This is a genomic window from Pseudomonas fluorescens Q2-87, from assembly GCF_000281895.1.
Taxonomy (GTDB): Bacteria; Pseudomonadota; Gammaproteobacteria; order Pseudomonadales; family Pseudomonadaceae; genus Aquipseudomonas; species Aquipseudomonas fluorescens_S.
Genome location: NZ_CM001558.1, coordinates 313,664 through 339,461, shown reverse-complemented (window position 1 = coordinate 339,461; position 25,798 = coordinate 313,664). Strand labels below are relative to the sequence as shown.

The window sequence follows — 25,798 nt, the reverse complement described above, 5'->3', positions numbered from 1 at the left end:
TCACACCCCTGGTGGCGCAGCCACCTCCGCCACCTGCGGCTCGGCCGTGCCGGTATCGGGCGAGGCGACCAAGGGCTCTTCGCCACCGGCCACGTGAGGGCGCGCCGCCTTGGCGATCATGTCTGGTTGTGCCAACAACCTGCGCGAGGCTTCCATGGGCATCAGCAGCCGCCCACTGGCCCGGCCGCGTCCGGCGGGGTTGAGCATGCGCAACTCGCGCTCATGCACCCCCGACAACGTCGCCAGGCGCGCCAGGTCCACGGGCTGCGTCAAGGCAACCATCTGGAAATACGGCTGGTCGGCGATGGGCGCCAGGTTCACGCCATAGTCGGCGGGGGAATTCACCAGTTGCGACAGTGCCAGCAACCGGGGCACGTAGTTCTGGGTTTCGCCGGGCAACGACAGGTCCCAGTAACGGGTCGCCAGGCCACGGGCACGATTGCGCGTGATGGCGTCGCGAACCCGCCCTTCGCCGGCATTGTAGGCGGCCAGCGCCAGCAGCCAGTCGCCGTCGAAGTAGTCATGCAGGTAGGACAGATAATCCAGGGCAGCCCGGGTGGAGGATGGAATGTCCCGGCGCTCGTCATAGTCGCCTCGCTGCTGCAATTGGTAGCGGCGCCCCGTGGCGGGAATGAACTGCCAGAGGCCCATGGCCTGGGCAGGCGATTGGGCGTTCGGGTTGAAGCCGCTTTCGATGGCCGGCAACAGCGCCAGCTCCAGCGGCATATTGCGCTTGCTCAGCTCGCCCACGATGAAGTGCAAGTAACGGCTGCCGGCGCGTCCGGTCTGGGTAAGAAACGCCGGACGTTCCAGCAGCCAGCGGCGCTGCTCATCGATGCGCGCCACGCCCCGGGTCCTGGCCTGAAGGGAAAATCCCTGGCGCATACGCGCCCACAGGCTGCCGTTGTTTTGTCCCGACAACTCGTCGATCTGCACGAGGGTGTCCGTGGGCGCCGGCTCCAGCCAGCGCAACTGGGAACGGTAGGGCTCGTTGGCGAAGGGATCGCCGATGGTCAGCTGCGGTTCGAGATGCTGACAGCCGTACAACAAGGTGCCTATGGCAAGCATGGACAAGCCTTTGGGGGCGAAGCGCAGGGCCGGCGAGCGTGCAAGTGAACGGGACATGGCGGTCAACCTTGAATGAGGTGGCGCCATTGGGTGGCAGATCACAGGGCAGCGGTTCCACGCGCCAACGGTGGGCGGGAACTGAAATGACGCAGGTGTCACTCACCATGGGCTAGCAGGCGCTCGTCGGCGCCGGCGCGACAATGCGAGGTCAACCATGGCGTCACCCACCTATTGCAGGCTGATCGACCAGCTGTGCGAACTCACGATGATCCCCACCCCGTCAGCGTTCTACGAACAGGCGAACCTGTCAGTCAAGGATGTGGACTTTTCCCTGAAGCACACCCCAGGCGTGGGTGAGGGAGACGTCTTTATTTATTGCAGCTTCGGGCCATTGCCGGTGGCGAATCGGGAAGCGGTCCTGCAACGGCTGCTGGAAACCAACCTGTACCTGCTGAGCGGGGCGTTCTGCCCTTCCCTGTCCTACAACCGCGACAGCGAACAAGTGATCCTGATCGGCCACGTGCCGCTGGAGGAGCTTGCGGCCGAGCGCCTGCTCGGTCTGATGGGCGCCGCCGCCGATATGGCGCTGATTTGGCGAGACGGCTACTTCTTCGACGGTGCCAGCCCAAGCGACAGCGCCAAGACCACCCAGCACAAACCCACTCCCCGTAGCTCCGGGCTCAACAACGCCCTGTCAATCTAGGAGAACACCACATGCCTGATTTATCAGTAGGACAAAGCACCAGTTCCGCGGCGTTGCGCCAGCAACAGGACGATCGGATCACGCCGGTGGGAACCAGCCTGGCCGGGCAGGTTCGTCCCTCCACCAATCCCCTCGTGCCTTATCACTTCGAAGGAAAACCGACCGATGAGACTCAGAAAACACTCAAGACCCGGCAACAGCGCCTGACAGGACTGGTCAACAGCCTCGGCAAGAAGAACCCTGACAGCGACCCCATCGGCTATGCACGTGATCACATGATCCTGGAAGGCAGAATATTGGGCTACGCGCCAGGGACCAGCTATCAAGACGTACAGAAGCACTTGACCACACTGGGTGGCACGCCCCACCCGATGCTGTCGGGCCACGAAGAAACCGAAGCATTCGTCAAGGACTTCAACGAATACCTGGGCAAGAACGAGGACGACAGGAAAGAAGACGGTGGCTTCAAAGCCGTCTGGGACAAACACTGCGACCGCATGGGTAATACCCTCGGCGCCTATCATTCGTTGTGCCAGGAAGTCATCGATAAAACCCCGGAAGGGGAAGATCGCAAGTTGCTGCAAGATAGCCACAAAGCCTTCCGCAGTTATGCGAAGGGTGTCATGCAAGCCATGACACAAGACATGCCCACGCGCTTGAACACCTTTATGGAAAGCCGAATCGAGCATGCGCAACAAGCCGCTGGCAACGAGAGCCTTCCCCAGGCCGAGCGGGACCGGGCGCAGGATCAATTGGGCCAGTTGCGCGAGGTCCGGGAGGAGCTTGGCGAGTTGCTGAAGACCGATGACGACAAGCCGAACACGCCAAGCGCACTGGCGACGGCGACGAAGAAAAACGAGGTACTGGACACCGCGCTGAAGAACGTCGCACGCCAGGACTATGTCGCCGACCTCAAGACCAAGACCGGCTTTGTAACGGGCCTGGCGGTATTTGCCGGTGCGGGGATCCCACAGGGCGTGGCGTCTGCGGGTCACTTTGGCGCCATCACGGCGTCGATCGATGAAAAAATGGCGGACGCCTCCTATGGCAAACATGTCGCGGCGACCTCGACAGTCCTTGGCGCCGCCCACAAAGTGATCAGCGACGGCATCCGCCCGTTCGTCCAGGTCGTTGTCGACAAGACCATCGGTGCAGGCCTGGAAAAGGTCGATCCGTTGTCGGTCTATCCCAAGGCCTTGAATGTCGTCACGCAGGACGGGCGTCGGGTCGAAAACACTGGACGCGACGCGCTCAACCTGACACAGGAGCAAAAGCGCAACGACTTCAAGCTCAAACAGAACGCGAACAATTTTGGCACCATGAGTGGCGATTTCACCGGCTACCTCGCCTTTGGGGCCGCCCATGCTGTGCGCGATACCATTGATCAGTTCACCTCGGTAAACGCCGGCGGGATCCTCGCCCGCACAACTGCCTCCGCAGTGGGCGGCACCTTCATGGCCGGTGGCCAGGCAGTGGCGAAATACGCACAAACCCACGGTGACGAGGAGATTCCTACCTACCGGGTAACAAGGGAAAACCGCAACTGGAGCGAACTGCTACCCAAGGCATTTTCCGAAGCGGCAGGAAAACTCAACCCGATCAGCATGACCAACGTCAGCGACTACGCCAACCGGATCGTTGGCGTAGGCGAAGGGATCGCCATGCGTACAGCGGTGGGCGACGCAGCCGCGGTGGACGAGAATCCGGAGTTGCGAGAAAAGATGGAACAGATCGTCACCACCTTTTTCTCCTCCGGCCTGACACTGCTTCCGTTCTTTGCCAACAGCGTGGCGGCGCCGCTCGAAAACAAGGCGCTGAGCGGCACGGACGACCTGACCAAGCGAGCAAACGTACCACTGCAGAACGTTACAAACCCAAATCGAGACGGTCTGCCCCACACCCAGCCAGAAGGCTGGCGGCGCGACCTCGAAAACACCTACCACGTGACCCGCGGCCTTACCCAAGTCGTTCCGCAAACCGCTATCGCGGGGCTCAACCTGACTACCGACTGGGCTCAGAGGATGGCAACGAGGCCTAAAAAAACCTCTGGCGACGACATTCAACTGGCAGAACGAGGCGAAGCGCGGCCCCAAGGCGGGCCGTCCAACGAACCAGCACCCACCACCCGGCCAGCCTGATGAAGCCATCGAGCGTCGCGTGGCGGCCCGATAACCAGGACTGATACCTCCCTCCAACGCCGGCCGCAGGGATACTCCCCGTGGCCGGCCCTCGCGACACACGCCGACTCATATCCCCCTGCTCTTCGATGTCGACCGACGTGATTACAGCATCGAACCACGATAGCCTTTCGACCGCCTGAGGAAAATCGCTCAGACGAGCGATGCACAGGTACGCACCGACGTGTTAAAGAAGTCATGAACAGCGAAGCCATGGAACCGCTGTCACCCAACAAGGAATCACCATGAAACGCACCCTCATCGCCTTCCTGTCATTGGTCGTCACCGCCATCATCGTCGCGGGCGGCTACCTCTACAGCAAGCAGCCCACCCGCCAGGGCACGGTGCAGTTGCAAGGGCTGCACGGCTCGGTGACCGTGCGCTATGACGAACGCGGCGTGCCGCATATCCGCGCCGAAAACGAAACCGACCTGTACCGCGCCCTCGGCTACGTCCACGCCCAGGATCGGCTGTTCCAGATGGAGATCATGCGCCGCCTCGCCCGTGGTGAGCTGGCGCAGGTGCTCGGGCCAAAGCTGCTCGACACCGACAAACTGATGCGCAGCCTGCGCATCCGCGAGCGTGCCGCGACCTATGTGAAGGAACAGGATCCGCAATCGCCGGCCTGGGTTGCGATGCAGGCTTACCTGGATGGCATCAATCTCTATCAGGACACCCACACCCGACCCGTGGAGTTCGACGTGCTGGGCATTCCCAAGCGGCCCTTCACTGCCGAGGACACCGTGAGCGTCACCGGCTACATGGCCTACAGTTTTGCCGCGGCCTTTCGCACCGAACCGCTGCTGACCTACGTGCGCGATCAACTGGGCACCGACTACCTGAACATTTTCGACCTGGACTGGCAGCCCCAAGGCGTATTGGCCGAAGGTCGCAAGGCCGGTTTACCCCTGGCCGACAGCGACTGGAAAAGCCTGAACGCCCTCGCCCGCCTGAGCGAACAGGCCCTGGCCGAAAACGGCCTGCCGCAATTCGAAGGCAGCAATGCCTGGGCGGTCTCCGGCAGCCGCACCCACAGCGGCAAGCCGTTGCTGGCGGGCGACCCGCACATCCGCTTTTCCGCGCCGTCGGTGTGGTACGAGGCGCATCTCTCAGCGCCGGGTTTCGAGCTCTATGGGCATTACCAGGCACTGTTGCCCTTCGCGACGCTGGGGATGAACAAGGATTTCGGCTGGAGCATCACCATGTTCCAGAACGACGACCTGGACCTGATCGCCGAGAAGACCAACCCGGACAATCCCGAACAGGTCTGGTACCGCGGGCAATGGGTAGACATGACGCGCAGCGAACAGCAGATTGCGGTCAAGGGCCAGGCGCCGGTGACGCTGGTGCTGCGCCAGTCGCCCCACGGCCCAATTGTCAACGATGCCCTTGGGGCGAGTGCCGGCAAGACGCCGGTCGCCATGTGGTGGGGCTTCCTGGAAAGTCGCAACCCGATCCTCGAGGCCTTTTACCAGCTCAACCGCGCCGACACCCTCGCCAAGGCCCGTGGTGCCTCGGCGAAGATCCATGCTCCCGGGCTGAACGTGGTTTGGGCCAATGCCAAAGGGGATATTGGCTGGTGGGCCGCCGCGCAGTTGCCCAAGCGGCCGGCCGGCGTGAAGCCCGGCTTCATCCTCGATGGCAGCAGCCCGGAGGCGGAAAAAGAAGGCTTCTACCCGTTCAGCAGCAACCCGCAGGAAGAGAACCCGGCGCGGGGCTATATCATTTCGGCCAACTTCCAGCCGGTGGCGGCCAGCGGCATCGAGATCCCGGGCTACTACAACCTCGCCGACCGCGGCCAGCAACTCAACCTGCTGCTCAGCGACAAGCAGGCGAAGTGGGACATCGAGACCACCCAGAAACTGCAACTGGGCACGACCACTGCCTATGGCCCGCGTCTGCTTGCGCCTTTGCTGCCGGTGTTGCGTGAGGTGGTCAGCGACCCGGGGGAGCGCAAATGGGTCGAGCAATTGGCCCAATGGCAGGGCGATTACCCCCTGGATTCCACCAGCGCCACGCTGTTCAACCAGTTGCTGTTCAACCTGGCCGATGCCGCCCTGCGCGACGAGCTGGGCGATGGCTTCTTCGAAACAGCATTGTCGACCCGGGTGATCGACGCAGCCCTGCCGCGCCTGGCAGCATCGAAAGATTCCCCCTGGTGGGACGACCGCACGACGCTGGGCAAGGAAACCCGTAGCGACATCGTCAAAACGGCCTGGAACAGGAGCCTGGCGCACCTGAAGGCCACTTTCGGTGACGACGCCACGCAATGGCAGTGGGGCAAGGCCCACACCCTCACTCACGGCCACCCGCTGGGTATGCAAAAGCCGCTGGACCGGATCTTCAACGTCGGCCCGTTTGCCGCACCCGGCACCCACGAGGTGCCCAACAACCTCTCGGCCAAGATCGGCCCGGCGCCTTGGCCTGTGACCTACGGGCCTTCTACCCGCCGTATCATCGACTTCGCCGACCCGGCCCACAGTGTCACGATCAATCCCGTTGGCCAGAGCGGCGTGCCGTTCGACAAGCACTACGAAGACCAGGCCGAGGCGTACATCGAGGGGCTGTATCAACAGGCGCACCTGGCCGAGGAAGAGGTGACGGCCAACACCCGTGGCACCTTGAAGCTGCTGCCGGCCAGAACGCCATGATTCGCGCTGTTATTTTTCATCGGCAGCGGGCTTGATTGCCATTCATGGTCAAGACTACAAGGGCTCGCTGTCCCCATCACTGCCAAAGGAGTCAACGCCATGTTCCATAACTGGTCCGAACTGCTGCCTACCATCAAGAGCGCCTTCGGCGCCTTGGGCAAAAGCAACCCGAAGATGGTCAAGGCCTACATGGCCCTGGATGAAGCTGCAGCCGAAAACAACGTACTCGACGCCAAGACCCGTGAGCTGATCTCCATCGCCGTGGCAATCACCACTCGCTGTGATGGCTGCATCGGCGTTCACACCGACGCCGCCATCAAGGCCGGCGCCACCCGCGAAGAAATCGCTGCCACCCTGGCCACGGCGGTGTCATTGAATGCCGGCGCGGCGTACATCTACTCCCTGCGGGCGCTGGAGGCCCATGACGCGCTGAAGAAGTGAGAGGCGACGAACCTAAACCATCGCCGCGAAATTCAATCGGAATTGCTGCGGGGTCACCCCCAGCCTGCGACTGAACACACTGCGCATGTGTTGGGCGTCGCGAAAGCCACATTGCCAGGCCACGGTCTTGAGTGGGGCGCGGGTGCTTTCCAACATCACCCGCGCCGCGTCCACCCGGGCCTGTTCGACAAACTCCGCCGGCGTGACCTTCGCCTCGCGGGTGAAGACCCGAGAGAAGTTGCGCTGGCTCATGTTCGCGGCGTCGGCCAGGTCGGCGATGGCCAGGTCACCGTTCAAGTTCGCCAATACATACGCCTGGACCTGGGCCACGGTGGACGTCGGCTCGGCATGGGGAGTAAGGAAAGGGCTGAACTGCGATTGCCCACCCGCGCGCTGGGTGAACACCACCAACCGCTTGGCAACGCTCAGCGCCACGTCCGGGCCATGGTCCTGGGCCAGCAGGAACAACGAAAGATCGATCCCCGCGCTAACCCCGGCCGAGGTGTAAAGCGTTTGATCCTGCACGTAGAGACGATCCGCTTCGACCCGGGTCGTGGGGCACATCTGTGCCAACGCCACGGCGTCGCCCCAATGGGTGGTGACGGTCCTGCCGTCCAACAATCGCGCCCGGGCGAGCATGAAGGCGCCGTTGCAGATCGAGCCAAAGCGCTGTGCCCGTCCGCAGGCATCCCGCAGCCAGGCATCGAATGCGGGGCCAAAGTCCATGGACGGCAATCGCGGCCCGCCCGCTACCAGGAGCAAATCGTATGCCTGGGAAGCGTCGCTGAAATGCCGATGGGCATTGAGGGACAAACCGTTGGAACAAGGCATGGCGCCCTGCTCGACGCCAATCACCTCAAGCCGATAATGATCCTCGGGGGGCAGGAACCGATTGGCCTCGCTGAATACATCCATGGGACCGGTCACATCCAGCGACTGGACGCCTGCAAACACTACGATGGCGACGGTTTTGTGCATGTTCACGCTTACCTTCGAATGGAAGAAATCGCAGCCTGTGACACCCGCACCCTAGCCAATCCACCCACTGGAAGCCAATTGGCACGAAACCCGGGCTAAATGGCAAGGATCGTTGCCATGGGGCGATTGTCCCGGTTTACGCCGGCGAACAGACTGAACCCCTCGGCGCCAACCCTGGCGCACCGTCAAGAGGAGAGCAGCATGAACAGCATTGCCGGCATCACCATCCCTGACAGCGCCCTCGCCCGCGCCACCACTGAATATATCCGTGATATCGAATCCGACCTGTTGTATCACCACTCTCGTCGGGTTTTCCTGTTCGGCGCCTTGAGCGGCCAGCGTCGACAGTTGGCCTACGATCCGGAGCTGCTGTACGTCGGCGCGATGTTCCATGACCTGGGCCTGGTGGACGGTCATCGCAGCGACGACGAGCGTTTCGAAGTGGACGGCGCAAACGCTGCCGCGGCGTTTCTCAAACCCTATGGGCTGAGCGATGACGATATCGAGCAGGTCTGGTTGTCCATCGCCCTGCACACCACGCCCGGCGTACCGAAACACCTGCGCCCCACCGTCGCCCTGGTCACCGCTGGGGTGGAAATGGACGTGCTGGGCATGGACTACGCCGCTTTCCCGGCAGCGCAGCGGGATGCCGTGGTACACGCCCATCCCCGAGGAGAAGGCTTCAAGGAATGCATCATCTGCGCCTTCGCCGACGGCCTGCGCCATCGCCCGCTGACAACCTTCGGCAATGTGAAGACGGATGTGCTGGTGGATCAGGAACCGGGGTTCAAGCCGATGAACTTCGTGCAGCTCATCCGCACATCACCCTGGAATGCGTAACCTGCCCACTTCTTCATTGACTGACCCATCGCTTTCGCGGGCAAGCCCGCTCCCACAATGGACTGCGGCGAAACATGGTTTTGTGAACAGCACAAAAAACTGTGGGAGATTCTATGGTGCGGGGCTACCCCTTAAATGCCTTTCGGTAAGTATTCGCTCTGGTTCTTCAGCAGGGCGAATACCACTCGAGCAAGCTTGCGGGCCAGTGCAACTAATGCTTCGGTTGTGCTGAGTCCCCGGGCCCTCAGTGCCTCATAAAAACCCTTCCATGCCGCTGTACGTCTCGCCGACATCGCGGCGTTATGCATCAATCGACGTGCCTCTGGGTCACCTCGCTTAGACAGACAGCGGCGTCCCTTCTTTTTCCCTGAATCCGATATACGCAGGTCTAGGCCCAGAAAAGCGATGAAGGCATCGGCATTTCTGAAATCCCCACGCTGAAACGACGTGAGCAAACGGGCACCGCTCAATAGGCCGATACCTTCGACTTTCATGCAACGCTTGAGCTGAGCGCTCAAGCCAGCTGCTTCCAACTGCGTCTGGATTGTTTTCTCGAGCAAGATTTCCAGTCGTTGCATGGCCTTTATCTGGTGCTCAAACGCCGTTTTGAGCAACGGTTCGTTGGACCAACTTTGCTTGAGGCTGACACGCGCCTGAACCAAGGCTGCTCGGCGCCGGAAAAGGCTTATAAGCCGGCAATACAGGGGCGATGGCGGGGTCCATGGGTGCAACTGGTGGCCTTCGTTGTTCAAGTAACGAGCCAACAACCGAGCATCCAGCGCATCGGTTTTAGCGCGAACTTTGACACCTTTGCGGTAATGGCTGAGCTCGTAGCCGCCGATCATGTAGATCACACAACCTTGCGCATAAGCCAGGTCGGCGAATTCCTGGTGATAGATATTGGTGGCTTCGATGGCGACATCCACTGGCGCGGGCAACGCCTTGAGCCACTTCTTGATCGCAGCTTTGGTGTTGGGGATCGCTTCGAGTCGATCTGTTTCTGCGTGATAAATCACCAACTCATCCTTGGCGACATCAACACCCACGATCGGCTTTACGACAGAAACCGGCATTGCCATTGAAAATCCTCCGGGCTAAGGTTTGAACACTTGAAGGGTTCACCCAGAGGCGCAGGCTTGTTCCTATCGTCGGTCTAGGCCAGATGCATTCTTTATCGGCGCTTGGGTGAAAGGAGGAGGGGTGAAATCTCCCACGGTCTGTACTGCGGCTAACAGTCAGAATCGAGCCTTGTCCCTCCTCCTCCCTTCAAGTCCTACCATACAAGCGAGCTTGCTCGCGAAGGCGGATTCAGACTCAACCTTTTCGCTGACTGACCCACCGCTATCGCGAGCAAGCCCGCTCCCACAATGGACTGCGGCGAAACATGGTTTTGTGAACACCACAAAAAACCTGTGGGAGCGAGCTTGCTCGCGAAGGCGGATTCAGACTCAACCTTTTCGCTGACTGACCCGCCGCTTTCGCGGGCAAGCCCGCTCCCACAATGGACTGCGGCGAAACATGGTTTTGTGAACACCACAAAAAACCTGTGGGAGCGAGCTTGCTCGCGAATGCGGATTCAGACTCAACCTTTTCGCTGACTGACCCACCGCTATCGCGGGCAAGCCCGCTCCCACAATGGACTGCGGCGAAACATGGTTTTGTGAACAGCACAAAAAACCTGTGGGAGCGAGCTTGCTCGCGAAGGCGGATTCAGACTCAACCTTTTCGCTGACTGACCCACCGCTATCGCGGGCAAGCCCGCTCCCACAATGGACTGCGGCGAAACATGGTTTTGTGAACACCACAAAAAACTGTGTGCGAGCTTGCTCGCGAAGGCGGATTCAGACTCAACCTTTTCGCTGACTGACCCACCGCTTTCGCGGGCAAGCCCGCTCCCACAATGGACTGCGGCGAAACATGGTTTTGTGAACACCACAAAAAACTGTGGGAGCGAGCTTGCTCGCGAAGGCGGATTCAGACTCAACCTTTTCGCTGACTGACCCACCGCTATCGCGGGCAAGCTCGCTCCCACAGCTTGCGCTATCGGGTTAGACCGGCGCGGTCTCGGCCCGGCGGACTTCCGGTTGTTTCCAGGAGTCGGCGGCGCTTTCTTCGATGGCTTGCTGGATCGCCCGCTTGCGGTTTTCTTCGGCGCGACGGCTGAAGTACCAGACCAGGAAAGTCACCAGCGAAACCGCCAGCAGGATCAGGCTCGCCACGGCGTTGATTTCCGGCTTCACACCCAGGCGCACGGCCGAGAACACTTCCATCGGCAACGTCGTCGAGCCAGGCCCGGAAACGAAGCTCGCGAGCACCAGATCGTCCAGGGACAACGCGAACGACATCATTCCCCCTGCCGCCAGGGATGGCGCGATCATCGGAATGGTGATCAGGAAGAACACCTTCCATGGCCGCGCACCGAGGTCCATGGCGGCCTCTTCGATGGACAGATCCAGCTCACGCAAGCGCGCCGAGACCACTACCGCCACGTAGGCTGCGCAGAAGGTGGTGTGGGCGATCCAGATCGTGACGATGCCACGCTCCTGGGGCCAGCCGATCATCTGCGCCATGGCCACGAACAGCAGCAACAGCGACAGGCCGGTGATCACTTCCGGCATGACCAGTGGCGCGGTGACCAGGCCGCCGAACAACGTGCGGCCCTTGAAGTGGGTGATGCGGGTCAGCACGAAGGCAGCCAGCGTGCCCAGGGCCACGGCGGCAATCGCCGTGTAGCAGGCAATCTCCAGCGAGCGCACCACGGATCCCATCAGTTGGCTGTTATCCAACAGGCCGACGTACCACTTGACCGACCAGCCGCCCCACACCGTCACCAGCTTCGAGGCGTTGAACGAGAAGATCACCAGGATCAGCATCGGTGCGTAGATAAACAGCAAACCCAGCACCAGCATCAGGCTTGAAAAACTGAAGCGCTTCATTCCTTGCCCTCCATTTCTTTGGCCTGACTGCGGTTGAACAGGATGATGGGCACGATCAGGATCGCCAGCATCACCACCGCCAGGGCAGATGCCACCGGCCAGTCACGGTTGTTGAAGAATTCCTGCCACAGCACTTTGCCGATCATCAGGGTTTCCGGGCCGCCCAGCAGTTCCGGGATCACAAACTCGCCCACCACGGGAATGAACACCAGCATCGCGCCTGCGATGATGCCGTTCTTGGACAGCGGCACGGTGATCTTCCAGAAGCTGTTGAAGGTGCTCGAACCCAGGTCGGATGCGGCCTCCAGCAGGCTGGGGTCGTGTTTGACCAGGTTGGCGTACAACGGCAGGATCATGAACGGCAGGTAGGAATAAACCACCCCGATATAGACCGCCAGGTTGGTGTTGAGGATTTGTAGCGGTTCGCTGATCCAGCCCATGCTCATCAGAAAACCGTTGAGCAGGCCGTTGTTGCTGAGGATGCCCATCCACGCATAGACGCGGATCAGGATCGCGGTCCAGGTCGGCATCATGATCAGCAACACCAGCACCGTCTGAAGCTCTTTGCGGGCGTTGGCGATGGCGTAGGCCATTGGGTAACCGACCAACAGGCACAAGACGGTGCTGATCAACGCCATCTTCAGCGAGCCAAGGTAGGCGGCGATGTACAGCTCGTCCTCGCTCAGCATCACGTAGTTGGCGAGGTTGAGCAGCACTTGCAGCTTCTGGTCAACGTAGCTGTAGATCTCGGTGTACGGCGGAATCGCCACATCCGCTTCGGCGAAACTGATCTTCAGGACGATGAAGAACGGCAGCATGAAGAACAGGAACAGCCAGATGAAGGGCACCCCGATGACCAGTTGACGGCCACCGGGCGTTATTCGATCGAGTCGGCGTTTGAATTTGCGCATGTTCATGAGCGAAGCACCACGCCGCTGTCGTCTTCCCACCAGACGAACACCTGGTCGCCCCAGGTCGGACGCTGGCCACGACGCTCGGCGTTGGCGACGAAGGACTGCACCAGCTTGCCGCTCGGCAACTCGACGTAGAACACCGAATGACCGCCCAGGTAGGCGATGTCATGGACCTTGCCGCTGGACCAGTTGTTTTCGCAGGTTGGCTGCTCGGCGGTAACCAGCAGTTTTTCCGGGCGAATGGCGTAGGTCACGGACTTGTCCTGCACCGAAGTGCTGATGCCGTGGCCCACATAGATGTTGCGGTCCAGGTCCTTGCAGGTCAGCACCGCATGACCCTCGGCGTCGTCTACCACCTCGGTCTCGAAGATATTGACGTTGCCGATGAACTCGCAGACCAGGCGGCTGGTCGGGGTTTCGTAGATGTCGATCGGACTGCCGATCTGGGCGATCCAGCCCAGGTGCATGATCGCGATGCGCTCGGCCATGGTCATGGCTTCTTCCTGGTCATGGGTCACCATGACGCACGTCACACCGACCCGCTCGATGATCTCGACCAACTCAAGTTGCATCTGCGAGCGCAGCTTCTTGTCCAGGGCTCCCATCGGCTCATCGAGCAACAGCAGCTTCGGCCGCTTGGCCAGGGAACGGGCCAGGGCCACGCGCTGGCGCTGGCCGCCGGAGAGCTGATGCGGCTTGCGCTTGGCGTACTGGCTCATCTGCACCAGCTTGAGCATCTCGGCCACGCGGGCGTCTACCTCGGCCTTGGGAATCTTGTCCTGTTGCAGGCCGAAGGCGATGTTCTGCGCCACGGTCATGTGCGGGAACAATGCGTAGGACTGGAACATCATGTTGATCGGCCGCTCATACGGCGGCATGTCGGTGATGTCCACGCCATCGAGGAAAATGCGCCCCTCCGTGGGCCTCTCGAAACCGGCGAGCATGCGCAGCAAGGTGGATTTGCCCGATCCCGAACCGCCGAGCAAGGCGAAGATTTCGCCTTTCTTGATTTCCAGGGACACATCGTCCACGGCAATCGTCTCGTCGAATTTTTTCGTGACCCGGTCGATTTTGACCAGCACCTGCTTGGGTGTCTGGTCGCCCTCGAGGGCTTTCTTATAGGCGCCGGAGGCAACTGCCATTTACGAAACTCCCACAGAATTTGCAGTTCGCCCCACGCGGACGAACCTTGATTAGAGCGTTCAGCGTTATTTACCCGACTTGACCTTGGTCCAGCTGCGGGTCATGAGTCGTTGGATCTTGGGCGGCAACTCTGAGTTGACATAAAGCTTGTCGACGACCGCTTGCGGTGGATAAACCGCTTCGTCGGTGCGTACTTTCTGGTCCATCAGTTCACCAGCCTTTGGGTTGGGGTTGGCATAACCGACGGTGTCGCTGACCTGGGCGATGACCTCAGGTTTGAGCAGGAAATTGATGAAGGCGTGAGCCTGCTTGACGTTGGTGGCGTCGCGCGGAATCGCCAGCATGTCGAACCAGAGGTTGCCGCCTTCCTTGGGAATCACGTAGGCGATTTCGACGCCCTTGCCGGCTTCACTGGCTCGCGCCCGGGCCTGGAAAATATCGCCGGAGAAACCGGCGGCCACGCAGATCTCGCCATTGGCCAGGTCGGAGATGTATTTGGAGGAGTTGAAGTAGGTCACGTAAGGCCGGATCTTGAGGAGCTGGGCCTCGGCCTTCTTGTAGTCTTCAGGGTCTTCGCTGTTGGGACTCAGGCCCAGGTAGTTGAGCATCGCCGGAATCATCTCGTCGCCCGAGTCGAGGAACGAAACACCGCAACTGGACAGCTTCTTGATATTTTCCGGCTCGAACAGCATGGCCCACGAATCGATCTTGTCGACACCCAGGACCGCCTTGATCTTCGCGACGTTGTAACCGATGCCGTTGGTGCCCCACAGATAAGGCACGGCGTACTGGTTGCCCGGATCGTTCCTTTCCAGGCGCTTGAGCAGCGCGGGATCGAGGTTGGCGTAGTTGGGCAATTGCGCCTTGTCGAGCTTCTGGAACGCCCCGGCCTTGATCTGCTTGCCCAGGAAGTGATTGGACGGCACGACCACGTCGTAACCGGTACGGCCGGCCAGCAACTTGCCTTCCAGGGTTTCGTTGGAGTCGAACACGTCGTACACCGGCTTGATGCCGGTGGCTTTTTCGAAATCCGCCAGGGTGGTCTCGCCGATGTAGTCCGACCAGTTATAAATATGCACGGTGGAAGCGGCCTGGACGCTGACGGCGAGCGTCAGGCCGGCGCCTACCAGCAAGGCGTTGCGTAACAAAGAAAAGACTGGCACGTGGAGGTCCTCTAAATAGTTGGGCCCAAGTTGCCCCCGTTACCTGACCTTAATGGGCCCTGCAACAAAACCGGCGCGCAACTTACCCTCGATAAACCGATCCAGCAAAACTTTTAATTATTTAATTGCGCCTGTTGTCGCCGTCGCGCAGAAGGCGACAACAGGGGGACTGCTTCACGCCGGCTTATTTACCGGATTTGATCTTGGTCCAGCTGCGAGTCAGCAGCCGCTGGGTGGCCGGTGGCAAATCGCTGATGGCGTACAGCTTCGCCTTCACTTCGTCCGATGGGTAAATGCTTGGGTCACCGGAGATGTCTTTGTCCACCAGGGCGGTGGCGGCCTTGTTGCCGTTCGGGAAGCGCACGTTGTTGGTGATCTCCGCCATGACTTCCGGCTGCATGATGAAGTTCATCCACTTATAAGCGGCCTCGACGTTTTCGGCATCCTTGGGAATGGCGACCATGTCATAGAACGAACCGGCACCTTCCTTCGGAATGGTGTAGGCCACTTTCACTTTGCCGCCAGCTTCAGCCGCACGGCTCTTGGATTGCTCGATATCACCCGAGTAACCCACGGCCACGCAGATGTTGCCGTTGGCCAGGTCCGAAATGTATTTGGAGGAGTGGAAGTAACCGATCGAAGGACGCAGCTTGAGGAACAGGGCCTCGGCATCAGCCAATTGCTTTTTGTCCTGGCTGTCGGTCGGGTAGCCCAGGTAGTGCAGCGCCACCGGGATCATTTCGGTTGGCGAATCGAGGAAGCTCACGCCGCAGCTCTTGAGCTTGGCGAGGTTTTCCGGCTTGAGCAGGGTATCCCAGGAGTCGATCTTGTCGACGCCCAGTGCAGCCTTGACCTTCTCGGGGTTGTAGCCAATGCCGATGGTGCCCCACATGTAGGGGAAGGCATGCTGGTTGCCCTTGTCGCTGGCATCGCCCACCGCCTTGAGCAGGTCGGTGTCGAGGTTTTTCCAGTTCGGCAGTTTCGACTTGTCCAGTTCCTGGTAGACCCCGGCCTTGATCTGCTTGGCCAGGAAGTTGTTCGACGGCACCACGATGTCATAACCGGACTTGCCGGCCAGCAACTTGGCTTCCAGGGTTTCGTTGCTGTCGAACACGTCGTAGACCACCTTGATCCCCGACTCTTTCTCGAACTTTGCCACGGTATCCGGCGCAATGTAGTCGGACCAGTTATAGACGTGCAGCACTTTATTGTCCGCCTGAACGGCGCCCGCCATCGCGCCCATCAGGGACATGGCCAGGAGAGTCTTGCCAGCTATCTTCATACCTAATGCCTTCATGGATGATGCTCCAGTTATTCTTTTTAGCCACGTTCAGTAGCCGGCTCGCGGGCAACTTGAACTGCGGTAGTCTGGCAAGTTACAGGCCAGGCTTTCAACACAAGCCCAGCCTTTTGTTCGCTCCGGGCGAGGCCGTTGAAAGCGCCCCGCTCAGAGCCTAGCACTTAGCCTTGCAACGCACTGAGCGTCAGGTCCAGGCAGTGCCGCGCCTTGGTCACCAGTTCGTCGATCTCGGCCTTGCTGATCACCAGCGGCGGCGCAATGATCATGGTGTCGCCCACCGCGCGCATGATCAGCCCGTTGTCAAAGCAGAACTGCCGGCAGATCATGCCCACACCCTTGCCTTCGTAGCGCTTGCGCGTGGCTTTGTCCTGGACCAGTTCGATTGCCCCCAGCAAACCGACACCGCGCACTTCACCCACCAGCGGATGATCGTTCAGTTCCCGCAAACGCTTCTGCAAATAGGGTGCCGTTTCGTCGCGGACGCGCTCGATGATCTTCTCATCGCGCAGGATGCGGATGTTTTCCAGGGCCACCGCCGCCGCCACCGGGTGACCGGAGTAAGTAAACCCGTGGTTGAAGTCGCCGCCTTCGTTGAGTACCTCGACCACATCGTCGCGCACGATCAGCCCACCCATGGGGATGTAACCGGAAGTCAGGCCCTTGGCGATGGTCATCATGTGCGGTTTCAACCCGTAGTGGTCGGTCCCGAACCACTCACCGGTGCGACCAAAACCGCAGATCACTTCGTCGGCCACGAACAGGATGTCGTACTTGGCGAGGATCTCCTTCATGCGCGGCCAGTAGCTGTCCGGCGGCACGATCACCCCGCCCGCGCCCTGGATCGGCTCGGCGATGAAGGCGCCGACGTTGTCGACGCCGATCTCGAGGATTTTTTCTTCCAGCTGATTGGCCGCCCAAACGCCGAACTCTTCGGGGCTCATGTCGCCGCCTTCGCCGAACCAGTAAGGCTGGGCGATGTGGACAATACCCGGGATTGGCAGGTCGCCCTGCTCGTGCATATAGGTCATGCCGCCCAGGCTCGCGCCCGCGACGGTCGAACCGTGATAACCGTTCTTGCGGCTAATGATGACTTTTTTGTTCGGCTGGCCCTTGATCGCCCAATAGTGGCGGACCATACGCAGCATGGTGTCGTTGCCTTCGGAGCCAGACCCGGTGAAGAACACATGGTTCATGCCTTCAGGCGCGATGTCGGCGATGGCCTTGGACAATTCCAGCACCGGCGGGTGGGCGGTCTGGAAGAACAGGTTGTAGTACGGCAGCTCGCGCATCTGCTGGCTGGCGGCGTCGGCCAGTTCTTCGCGGCCGTAACCGACGGCCACGCACCAGAGACCGGCCATGCCGTCGAGGATCTTGTTGCCTTCACTGTCCCAGAGGTACACGCCCTTGGCGTGGGTGATGATGCGCGGGCCTTTCTCTTTGAGTTGCTTGAAGTCGCTGAATGGCGCCAGGTGATGATCGTTGCTCAGGGCCTGCCATTCGCGGGTCTGCGGGTTATTGCGGGTCATGCGAATTCTCCTTTTATCGGTGAGGGCGAAGCTGCCTGAAGCAGCCTCGCCCGGCGCTTCAGACGGCGAAGAGCAGGAATTCCCGCTCCCACGAACTGATGACGCGCTTGAAGTTTTCATGCTCGGCCCGCTTGACCGCGACGTAGCCAGTGATGAATTTCTTGCCCAGGTATTTCTCGATGGTGGCGCTGTTTTCCATGCGCTCCAGCGCGTCTTCGATGGTCAGCGGCAGGCGCAAGTTACGACGTTCGTAACCACGGCCCACCACCGGCGCGCTCGGGTTGATGCCTTCGACCATGCCGATGAAGCCGCACAGCAGGCTCGCGGCAATTGCCAGGTACGGGTTGGCGTCGGCGCCCGGCAGGCGGTTCTCCACCCGACGGTTCTGCGGCCCGGCATCCGGCACCCGCAGGCCAACGGTGCGGTTCTCTTCGCCCCATTCCACGTTCACTGGCGCCGAAGTGTCCGGCAGGAAGCGGCGGAACGAGTTGACGTTCGGGGCGAACAGCGGCAGCAGCTCGGGGATGAATTTCTGCAAACCGCCAATGTGGTGCAGGAACAGATCGCTCATGGTCCCGTCTTCATTGGAGAAGACGTTCTTGCCGGTTTCCTTGTCGATGATGCTCTGGTGCAGGTGCATCGCACTGCCCGGTTCGCCGGTCATGGGCTTGGCCATGAAGGTAGCGGCCACGTTGTGCTTGAGCGCCGCCTCGCGCATGGTGCGCTTGAACACCAGGATCTGGTCGGCGAGGGACAGCGCATCGCCATGACGGAAGTTGATTTCCATCTGCGCCGTGCCGTCTTCGTGGATCAGCGTATCGAGGTCCAGTTCCTGCAATTCGCACCAGTCGTAAACGTCCTCGAACAGTGGGTCGAATTCATTGGCCGCTTCGATCGAGAAGGATTGGCGACCGGTTTCCGGGCGGCCGGAGCGGCCCACGGGCGGTTGCAGCGGGAAATCCGGGTCGTCGCTGCGCTTGGTCAGGTAGAACTCCATTTCCGGCGCGACGATTGGCTGCCAGCCTTTATCGGCGTAGAGCTTGAGCACTTTCTTGAGCACGTTGCGCGGCGACAGCTCGATGGGGTTGCCCTGCTTGTCGTAGGCGTCGTGGATGACCTGCGCGGTGGGCTCTATGGCCCAGGGCACCAGGAAAACGGCGTTTTCGTCCGGGCGGCAAATCATGTCGATGTCGGCCGGGTCGAGCAGTTCGTAATAGATGTCGTCTTCGACATAGTCGCCCGTAACGGTCTGCAGCAGAACACTCTCGGGCAGGCGCATGCCTTTTTCGGCGATGAACTTGTTGGTCGGCGAGATCTTGCCCCGGGTGATACCGGTCAGGTCGCCAATCATGCATTCGACTTCTGTGATCTTATGGTCTTTCAACCAATCGGTGAGCTGGTCGAGGTTGTTACTCATAAATGCCTCTAGGCGTGAGTTTCCTGACTGCTATTAGTCGTCAGGCGTTGTTTGACGCATCGGCGTCGCGTTGTATTGCCCTTGCTCGGCAGGCATCGCCAAATGCCTGGAAAATCGCAAGGTAGTGCGGGTTAGAGCTTACCGCCCATTCGGGGTGCCATTGCACACCTAAAGCAAAAGCCTTGCCTTGTATAACCGAAACCGCCTCGATCAAGCCATCCGGCGCCACTGCCTCGGCCCTCAGGCCCGGAGCCAGGCGCTCGATACCCTGGCTGTGGATCGAATTGACGGCGATCTCCTCGGGCAGGCCCAGGTTCGCCAGGATACCGCCTGGCAGGATATGCATGGCATGCGCCAGACCGTACTGGACATCCACCGGCTGAGTATCGTCCTCGCGGTGATCGATAAAGGTTCCGACTTCATGAACTTTCTGATGCAGGCTTCCGCCAAAGGCTACGTTCATTTCCTGGAACCCCCGGCAGATACCGAGCACCGGCACGCCCGCATCGACAGCGGCGCGGATCAGCGGCAGGGTGGTGGCGTCCCGAGCAGGATCATGAGCTGTGCCTGGCGCGCTGGCCGGGCCCTGGTAATGAAAAGGTTCTACATTGGAAGGAGAGCCGGTAAAGAGAATACCGTCCAGGGCGTCCAGAATATCGGACGGTGCAAACAGATCCGCCAGGGACGGGATCAGTATGGGCAGGCCCCTGGCGGCTGTCGCGACAGCCCGGGAATATTTATCGCCACTGATGTGATAAGCATGCAGACCCATCTGCTTGGAGCAGGTGGTGACGCCGATTAACGGCAGGCGAGACATGAAGCACCCCGGTATTATTGCTGTTATGGGTTTGAATCGAGCTTAGCCTTGTTCATTTTTTTACACAACACCCCCGTAAAAAATACAACACGGCCCGCTCAAGCCTGCGGGCGCCAAGACCCTCAAAGGGAAAAAAACGCCCTAAATTGCCTCAAAAAAGCCCCACAGGTGCTTTTTTAGGGCAAAAAAGGCCCTGCTTGACTTCGGCATGCCGTTCGGGTTGACTGGCTTTCGAAGAGATCAATGATTGATATTTTTAACAACAAAGGTGTTGCATCATGTCGGTACCCCCGCGTGCCGTTCAGCTTAACGAAGCGAACGCGTTCCTTAAGGAACATCCTGAGGTTCTGTACGTTGACCTTCTGATTGCGGATATGAATGGTGTGGTGCGCGGCAAGCGCATCGAACGCACCAGCCTCCACAAGGTTTACGAGAAAGGCATCAACCTGCCGGCCTCTTTATTTGCCCTGGATATCAATGGCTCTACGGTGGAAAGCACCGGCCTGGGTCTGGACATCGGCGATGCCGACCGGATCTGCTATCCAATCCCTGACACCCTGTGCAATGAGCCTTGGCAGAAGCGCCCTACCGCGCAACTGTTAATGACCATGCATGAACTCGAAGGAGAGCCCTTCTTCGCCGACCCGCGTGAAGTGCTGCGCCAGGTGGTGACCAAGTTCGATGAGCTGGGTCTGACCATTTGCGCCGCATTCGAGCTTGAGTTCTACCTGATCGACCAGGAGAACGTGAATGGACGCCCACAACCGCCCCGCTCGCCGATCTCCGGCAAACGCCCGCACTCGACACAGGTCTACCTGATCGACGACCTCGACGAGTATGTCGATTGCCTCCAGGACATTCTGGAAGGGGCCAAGGAGCAAGGCATCCCCGCCGACGCCATCGTCAAGGAAAGTGCCCCGGCGCAGTTCGAAGTGAACCTGCACCACGTGGCTGACCCGATCAAGGCGTGCGACTACGCGGTCCTGCTCAAGCGTTTGATCAAGAACATCGCCTACGACCATGAAATGGACACCACCTTCATGGCCAAGCCGTATCCGGGCCAGGCGGGCAATGGTCTGCACGTGCACATTTCGATTCTGGACAAGGACGGCAAGAATATTTTTGCCAGCGAGGATCCCGAGCAGAACGCCGCGCTGCGTCACGCGATCGGCGGTGTGCTCGAGACCCTGCCCGCGCAGATGGCTTTCCTCTGCCCGAACGTCAACTCCTACCGTCGTTTCGGCGCACAGTTCTACGTGCCGAACTCGCCGACCTGGGGCCTGGACAACCGCACGGTAGCCTTGCGCGTACCGACCGGCTCCGCCGACGCCGTACGCCTGGAACACCGTGTCGCCGGTGCCGACGCCAACCCCTATCTGCTGATGGCCGCCGTGCTGGCAGGCGTGCACCACGGCCTGACCAACAAGATCGAGCCCGGCGCGCCGGTGGAAGGCAACAGCTACGAGCAGAACGAGCAAAGCCTGCCGAACAACTTGCGCGATGCCCTGCGCGAACTGGACGACAGCGAAGTCATGGCCAAGTACATCGATCCGAAGTACATCGATATCTTCGTGGCTTGCAAGGAAAGTGAACTGGAGGAATTCGAACACTCCATTTCCGACCTTGAATACAACTGGTACCTGCATACCGTTTAAGCGGTTGCAGTAAAAAAACAACGCCGCGGCCCTAAAAGGCCGCGGCGTTTTTTATGGGCACTCATCAGCCTTTGTGGCGAGGGAGCTTGCTCCCGCTGGGCCGCGCAGCGGCCCCAACAGGCTAAAGCGATCGACCTTATACACTGCAGTGGCTGTTTTGAGGGCTGCTTCGCACCCCAGCGGGAGCAAGCTCCCTCGCCACGGGAATACCTTTGTTCATTAGCGCTGCTATGGACCCTCCCCTCGCTCTGCGTACAATGCCCGCCAGCCCCGCAGGAGACATCCATGACGCGCATCGCCACCCCTCGCAAACCTCGCGCACGCAGCCAGGCCCGGATCGACTCGATTCTCGATGCCGCCCGTACGCTGCTTGCGGCCGAAGGTGTGACTAGCCTGTCGATCTACAGCGTTGCCGAGCGTGCCGGGATCCCGCCCTCATCGGTGTACCACTTCTTTGCCAGCGTCCCGGCCCTGCTCGAAGCCCTCACCGCCGATATCCACGCTGCGTTCCGGGCCTGCCTGCAAGCACCGATCGACCATGGGGCGCTGAACCATTGGAGCGATCTGTCACGGCTGGTGGAGCAGCGCGTGCTTGCCATCTATAGCCAAGACGCCGCCGCTCGCCAACTCATCCTGGCCCAGCACGGCCTGACCGAAGTCACCCAAGCCGACCGCCAGCACGACCTTGAGCTGGGCGACCTGATGCACAAACTCTTCGACCGCCACTTCGAGTTGCCGGCGTTGCCCAAGGACGTCGACGTGTTCGCCTTGGCCATGGAACTGGGCGACCGGGTCTACGCCCGCTCGGTGCAGCAGCACAACCAGATTACGCCGCGCATGGCCGAAGAAGGGATGCGGGTATTCGACGCATACCTGGGGCTGTACCTGCCGCCATATTTGCCCAAGCGTGATGCCCCCTGACCCAGCAACTGCCTCGTGGCGAGGGAGCTTGCTCCCGCTGGGCTGCGCAGCAGCCCCCTCCAACCTCAACAAAGCCCATCCGCAGGTCGCCCAAAAACCCAAAAACCCCGAAGGGCTCGCGCCGTCCGGGGCTGTGGGTGAAATATCGCTCACAACTTGGCGATAGACACCTCGGTGGATTTGACGAAGGCGATCACTTCGCTGCCGATGGCCAGTTCCAGTTCCTTGACCGAGCGGGTGGTGATGACCGAAGTGACAATGCCGGAGGCGGTCTGCACGTCGATTTCCGACAGCACGTCGCCTTCGACGATTTCCTTGATGGTGCCCTTGAACTGGTTGCGTACGTTGATGGCTTTGATAGTCATGGTGTCGATTCCTGTCTGGATGAAGTTATTGCGCCCAACGCAGTTGCGTGGGCAAGGGTGAAACGGGTTCGGGTTCCGGCGGTTGGCCGGGCAAGGACAGCACACGGTTGAGGACTTCGGTTTCCAGGGCCGCCAGGCGGTGCGAGCCGCGAACCCGGGGACGTGGAAGGTCGATGAGCAAATCGAGGCCGATCTGGCCGTCCTCGATCAGGATGACCCGGTCGGCAATCGCCACCGCTTCGCTGACGTCGTGGGTCACCAGCAGCACGGTAAACCCGTGTTGTTGCCAGAGGTTTTCGATCAACTGCTGCATCTCGATGCGGGTCAGGGCATCCAGCGCGCCCAACGGCTCGTCGAGCAACAGCAGGCGCGGTTGGTGGATCAGCGCGCGGGCCAGGGCCACTCGCTGCTTCTGTCCACCGGACAGTGCCGCCGGCCATTCGTTGGCGCGGTCGGCCAAGCCCACGGCTTCCAGTGCCTGCAACGCTTGCGGCCGCCAGTTGCCCTTGAGCCCAAGGCCGACGTTGTCGATGATTTTTTCCAGGGCAGCAAACGCGCTTCCTGGAACATCAGCCGCGTGTCCTGTTGCGCCGCGCTCAGCGGTGCCGAGCCGGCGAGCAACTGGCCGTCGGTGGGTTGATCGAGGCCGGCCAGCAAACGCAGCAAGGTACTTTTGCCGCAGCCGCTGCGACCGACCACGGCGACGAATTGCCCGGCCGGGATATGCAGGTCGATATCACGCAGCACTTGGCGCGAGCCGAAAGTCTTTTGCAGCTTTCGCACTGCCAGCGGAATGCCTCGCAGCAGGCGCGGAGGTTGTTGGGCGGTCATGCGGCACCTCCCTTGTTCACTTGATAAGCCGGATGCCAGCGCAGCCAGACCCGCTCCAGCCCTCGGGCTGCGAGGTCGGCCAATTTGCCCAGCACCGCGTACAGAAGAATCGCCAGCACCACCACATCAGTCTGCAAGAACTCCCGGGCATTCATCGCCAGGTAGCCAATGCCGGAGCTGGCAGAGATGGTTTCCGCCACGATCAGCGTCAGCCACATGAAGCCCAGCGCAAACCGCACGCCCACCAGGATCGATGGCAAGGCGCCCGGCAATATCACTTGCCGGAACAGGTTGAAGCCGGACAAGCCGTAGCTGCGGGACATCTCGACCAATGCCGGATCGACGTTGCGAATCCCGTGGTAAGTGTTGAGGTAGATCGGGAACAACGTGCCCAGGGCCACCAGGAAAATCTTCGCCGACTCATCGATGCCGAACCACAGGATCACCAGTGGAATCAGCGCCAGGTGCGGGACGTTACGGACCATTTGCACCGAACTGTCCAACAGGCGTTCGCCCCATTTCGACAGGCCGGTGATGAACCCCAGCGCCAGGCCAATGCCGCCACCAATCAGGAAGCCAACCGCCGCCCGCCAACCGCTGATCGCCAGGTGCGTCCAGATCTCGCCGCTGCGCACCAGGTTCACCCCCGCCTCGATCACCGCCACCGGTGCCGGCAGGATCCGTGTGGATAACCAGCCGGCCGACACCGACAGTTGCCAGACCGCCAGCAACAGCAGCGGCACCGCCCATGGCGCCAGGTTGTGGATGATTTTCTTCATGGCCGCCTCAGCTCTGGGACGCGGCTTTGGGAAGGATGTCGTTGGCGACCATCTCACCGAACGGGCTTACGTAACCCTGGCTCTTCGGCAGTTCCGGACGCTCCACGTCCAGGTGCGGAAACAGCAACTCTGCCACGCGATAAGACTCTTCCAGGTGTGGGTAACCCGAGAAAATGAAGGTGTCGATGCCCAGGTCAGCATATTCCTTGACCCGCGCCGCCACGGTCGGACCATCGCCCACCAGCGCTGTACCGGCACCGCCGCGAACCAGGCCGACACCGGCCCAGAGGTTGGGGCTGACTTCCAGCTTGTCGCGACTGCCGCCGTGCAGGGCGGCCATGCGTTGCTGGCCCACCGAATCGAAGCGCGCCAGGGACGCCTGGGCACGGGCGATGGTGTCGTCGTCCAGGTGGGAAATCAGCCGGTCGGCCGCTTGCCAGGCTTCGGCGTTGGTTTCACGCACGATCACATGCAAGCGAATGCCAAAGCGCACGGTGCGTCCCAGCTTCGCGGCCTTGGCCCGCACCTGGGCAATTTTTTCCGCAACGGCCGCTGGCGGCTCGCCCCAGGTCAGCACCATTTCCACCTGTTCGGCGGCGAGGTCCTGGGCAGCTTCCGACGAGCCGCCGAAATACAGCGGCGGACGCGGTTGCTGGATCGGTGGATAGAGCAGCTTGGCGCCTTTCACACTTATATGTTCGCCGTCGTAATCCACGGTCTCGCCTTCCAGGACCCGGCGCCAGATACGGGTGAATTCCACCGACGCCTGGTAACGCTGCTCGTGATCCAGGAACAGACCGTCGCCGGCCAGTTCATCCGGGTCGCCGCCGGTCACCAGGTTGAACAGCGCGCGGCCGCCGGACAAGCGGTCCAGGGTCGCAGCCTGGCGCGCCGCCACCGTCGGGGAAATGATCCCGGGGCGCAGGGCCACGAGGAATTTCAGGCGCTGGGTTACCGGGATCAATGACGCAGCCACCAGCCAGGAGTCCTCGCAGGAGCGGCCGGTGGGGATCAGCACGCCGCCAAAACCCAGTCGATCCGCCGCCTGGGCGACTTGTTGCAGGTAACCGTGGTCAACGGCGCGGGCGCCTTCGGCGGTGCCAAGGTAATGGCCGTCGCCGTGGGTAGGCAGGAACCAGAAGATATTGAGGCTCATGGAGTGGTCTCCTAAAG

At 60.8% G+C, this 25,798-nt stretch carries 21 protein-coding genes and 1 pseudogene; 7 read left to right on the top strand and 15 right to left on the bottom strand.

Annotated elements, in window-relative coordinates; translation table 11 throughout:
- Window positions 1-1,125 carry a transglycosylase SLT domain-containing protein gene (locus PFLQ2_RS25840; RefSeq protein ID WP_003177413.1) on the bottom strand — a complete coding sequence of 375 codons (1,125 nt, stop codon included), beginning with the start codon at window positions 1,123-1,125 and terminating at the stop codon, window positions 1-3.
- Between the two features lie 157 nt (window positions 1,126-1,282).
- Here PFLQ2_RS25840 and PFLQ2_RS25845 point away from each other — a divergent pair, with 157 nt between their 5' ends.
- The 4 genes from PFLQ2_RS25845 (at window position 1,283) to PFLQ2_RS25860 (ending at window position 7,040) form a co-directional block, all read left to right on the top strand.
- Window positions 1,283-1,771: a CesT family type III secretion system chaperone gene (locus tag PFLQ2_RS25845; protein WP_003177412.1), complete on the top strand. Its 489-nt coding sequence runs from the start codon at window positions 1,283-1,285 to the stop codon at window positions 1,769-1,771.
- An 11-nt stretch (window positions 1,772-1,782) separates the two neighbouring features.
- On the top strand, window positions 1,783-3,909 hold the full coding sequence (locus PFLQ2_RS25850; protein ID WP_003177411.1) for a hypothetical protein: 2,127 nt from the start codon (window positions 1,783-1,785) through the stop codon (window positions 3,907-3,909).
- A gap of 284 nt (window positions 3,910-4,193) precedes the next feature.
- A complete protein-coding gene (locus tag PFLQ2_RS25855; RefSeq protein WP_003177410.1) occupies window positions 4,194-6,599 on the top strand; it encodes a penicillin acylase family protein in 2,406 nt (801 codons plus the stop codon).
- Window positions 6,600-6,698: 99 nt separating this feature from the next.
- The gene (locus PFLQ2_RS25860) at window positions 6,699-7,040 is read left to right on the top strand and encodes a carboxymuconolactone decarboxylase family protein (RefSeq protein WP_003177409.1); all 342 of its coding nucleotides are present in this window, start codon (window positions 6,699-6,701) and stop codon (window positions 7,038-7,040) included.
- A 12-nt stretch (window positions 7,041-7,052) separates the two neighbouring features.
- Here the strand turns inward: PFLQ2_RS25860 and PFLQ2_RS25865 are convergent, their stop codons facing one another.
- On the bottom strand, window positions 7,053-8,018 hold the full coding sequence (locus tag PFLQ2_RS25865) for a GlxA family transcriptional regulator (protein WP_003177408.1): 966 nt from the start codon (window positions 8,016-8,018) through the stop codon (window positions 7,053-7,055).
- A gap of 201 nt (window positions 8,019-8,219) precedes the next feature.
- On the opposite strand from PFLQ2_RS25865, the gene PFLQ2_RS25870 reads away from it, so the two are divergent.
- Entirely contained in the window at window positions 8,220-8,858 is a 639-nt protein-coding gene (locus PFLQ2_RS25870) for an HD domain-containing protein (protein WP_003177407.1), read from the top strand.
- A gap of 131 nt (window positions 8,859-8,989) precedes the next feature.
- Here PFLQ2_RS25870 and PFLQ2_RS25875 read toward each other — a convergent pair whose 3' ends face one another.
- The 9 genes from PFLQ2_RS25875 to PFLQ2_RS25915 form a co-directional block, all read right to left on the bottom strand.
- The gene (locus PFLQ2_RS25875; RefSeq protein ID WP_003178485.1) at window positions 8,990-9,937 is read right to left on the bottom strand and encodes an IS110 family transposase; all 948 of its coding nucleotides are present in this window, start codon (window positions 9,935-9,937) and stop codon (window positions 8,990-8,992) included.
- A gap of 969 nt (window positions 9,938-10,906) precedes the next feature.
- Entirely contained in the window at window positions 10,907-11,794 is an 888-nt protein-coding gene (locus PFLQ2_RS25880) for an ABC transporter permease subunit (RefSeq protein WP_003177404.1), read from the bottom strand.
- Window positions 11,791-12,711, bottom strand: a complete 921-nt coding sequence (locus PFLQ2_RS25885) for an ABC transporter permease subunit (protein WP_003177403.1) — start codon at window positions 12,709-12,711, stop codon at window positions 11,791-11,793. The genes PFLQ2_RS25880 and PFLQ2_RS25885 overlap by 4 nt, the downstream gene beginning before the upstream one ends.
- Entirely contained in the window at window positions 12,708-13,850 is a 1,143-nt protein-coding gene (locus PFLQ2_RS25890) for an ABC transporter ATP-binding protein (protein ID WP_003177402.1), read from the bottom strand. The genes PFLQ2_RS25885 and PFLQ2_RS25890 overlap by 4 nt, the downstream gene beginning before the upstream one ends.
- Before the next feature lie 66 nt (window positions 13,851-13,916).
- Window positions 13,917-15,014: a polyamine ABC transporter substrate-binding protein gene (locus tag PFLQ2_RS25895; protein ID WP_003177401.1), complete on the bottom strand. Its 1,098-nt coding sequence runs from the start codon at window positions 15,012-15,014 to the stop codon at window positions 13,917-13,919.
- A 184-nt stretch (window positions 15,015-15,198) separates the two neighbouring features.
- A complete protein-coding gene (locus tag PFLQ2_RS25900; protein WP_033045876.1) occupies window positions 15,199-16,296 on the bottom strand; it encodes a polyamine ABC transporter substrate-binding protein in 1,098 nt (365 codons plus the stop codon).
- A 179-nt stretch (window positions 16,297-16,475) separates the two neighbouring features.
- Entirely contained in the window at window positions 16,476-17,840 is a 1,365-nt protein-coding gene (locus PFLQ2_RS25905; protein WP_003177399.1) for an aspartate aminotransferase family protein, read from the bottom strand.
- A 58-nt stretch (window positions 17,841-17,898) separates the two neighbouring features.
- Window positions 17,899-19,257, bottom strand: a complete 1,359-nt coding sequence (locus PFLQ2_RS25910; protein WP_003177398.1) for a glutamine synthetase family protein — start codon at window positions 19,255-19,257, stop codon at window positions 17,899-17,901.
- Window positions 19,258-19,297: 40 nt separating this feature from the next.
- Window positions 19,298-20,074 carry a gamma-glutamyl-gamma-aminobutyrate hydrolase family protein gene (locus tag PFLQ2_RS25915; protein WP_003177397.1) on the bottom strand — a complete coding sequence of 259 codons (777 nt, stop codon included), beginning with the start codon at window positions 20,072-20,074 and terminating at the stop codon, window positions 19,298-19,300.
- 278 nt (window positions 20,075-20,352) lie between these two features.
- On the opposite strand from PFLQ2_RS25915, the gene PFLQ2_RS25920 reads away from it, so the two are divergent.
- Together PFLQ2_RS25920 and PFLQ2_RS25925 are read left to right on the top strand one after the other, a co-directional pair.
- On the top strand, window positions 20,353-21,729 hold the full coding sequence (locus PFLQ2_RS25920; protein ID WP_003177396.1) for a glutamine synthetase family protein: 1,377 nt from the start codon (window positions 20,353-20,355) through the stop codon (window positions 21,727-21,729).
- Between the two features lie 285 nt (window positions 21,730-22,014).
- Complete coding sequence (locus PFLQ2_RS25925) at window positions 22,015-22,650, top strand: TetR/AcrR family transcriptional regulator (RefSeq protein ID WP_003177395.1); 636 nt, start codon at window positions 22,015-22,017, stop codon at window positions 22,648-22,650.
- A 149-nt stretch (window positions 22,651-22,799) separates the two neighbouring features.
- Here the strand turns inward: PFLQ2_RS25925 and PFLQ2_RS25930 are convergent, their stop codons facing one another.
- The 4 genes and pseudogenes from PFLQ2_RS25930 to ssuD form a co-directional block, all read right to left on the bottom strand.
- Entirely contained in the window at window positions 22,800-23,015 is a 216-nt protein-coding gene (locus PFLQ2_RS25930) for a TOBE domain-containing protein (RefSeq protein ID WP_003177394.1), read from the bottom strand.
- A 25-nt stretch (window positions 23,016-23,040) separates the two neighbouring features.
- Window positions 23,041-23,846 (bottom strand): annotated as a pseudogene (ssuB, locus tag PFLQ2_RS27430) (aliphatic sulfonates ABC transporter ATP-binding protein).
- A complete protein-coding gene (gene ssuC, locus PFLQ2_RS25935; protein WP_003177391.1) occupies window positions 23,843-24,625 on the bottom strand; it encodes an aliphatic sulfonate ABC transporter permease SsuC in 783 nt (260 codons plus the stop codon). Before ssuC ends, ssuB begins: the two are co-directional and overlap by 4 nt.
- Before the next feature lie 7 nt (window positions 24,626-24,632).
- The gene (ssuD, locus tag PFLQ2_RS25940; RefSeq protein ID WP_003177390.1) at window positions 24,633-25,781 is read right to left on the bottom strand and encodes an FMNH2-dependent alkanesulfonate monooxygenase; all 1,149 of its coding nucleotides are present in this window, start codon (window positions 25,779-25,781) and stop codon (window positions 24,633-24,635) included.
- Window positions 25,782-25,798 lie beyond the last annotated feature (17 nt).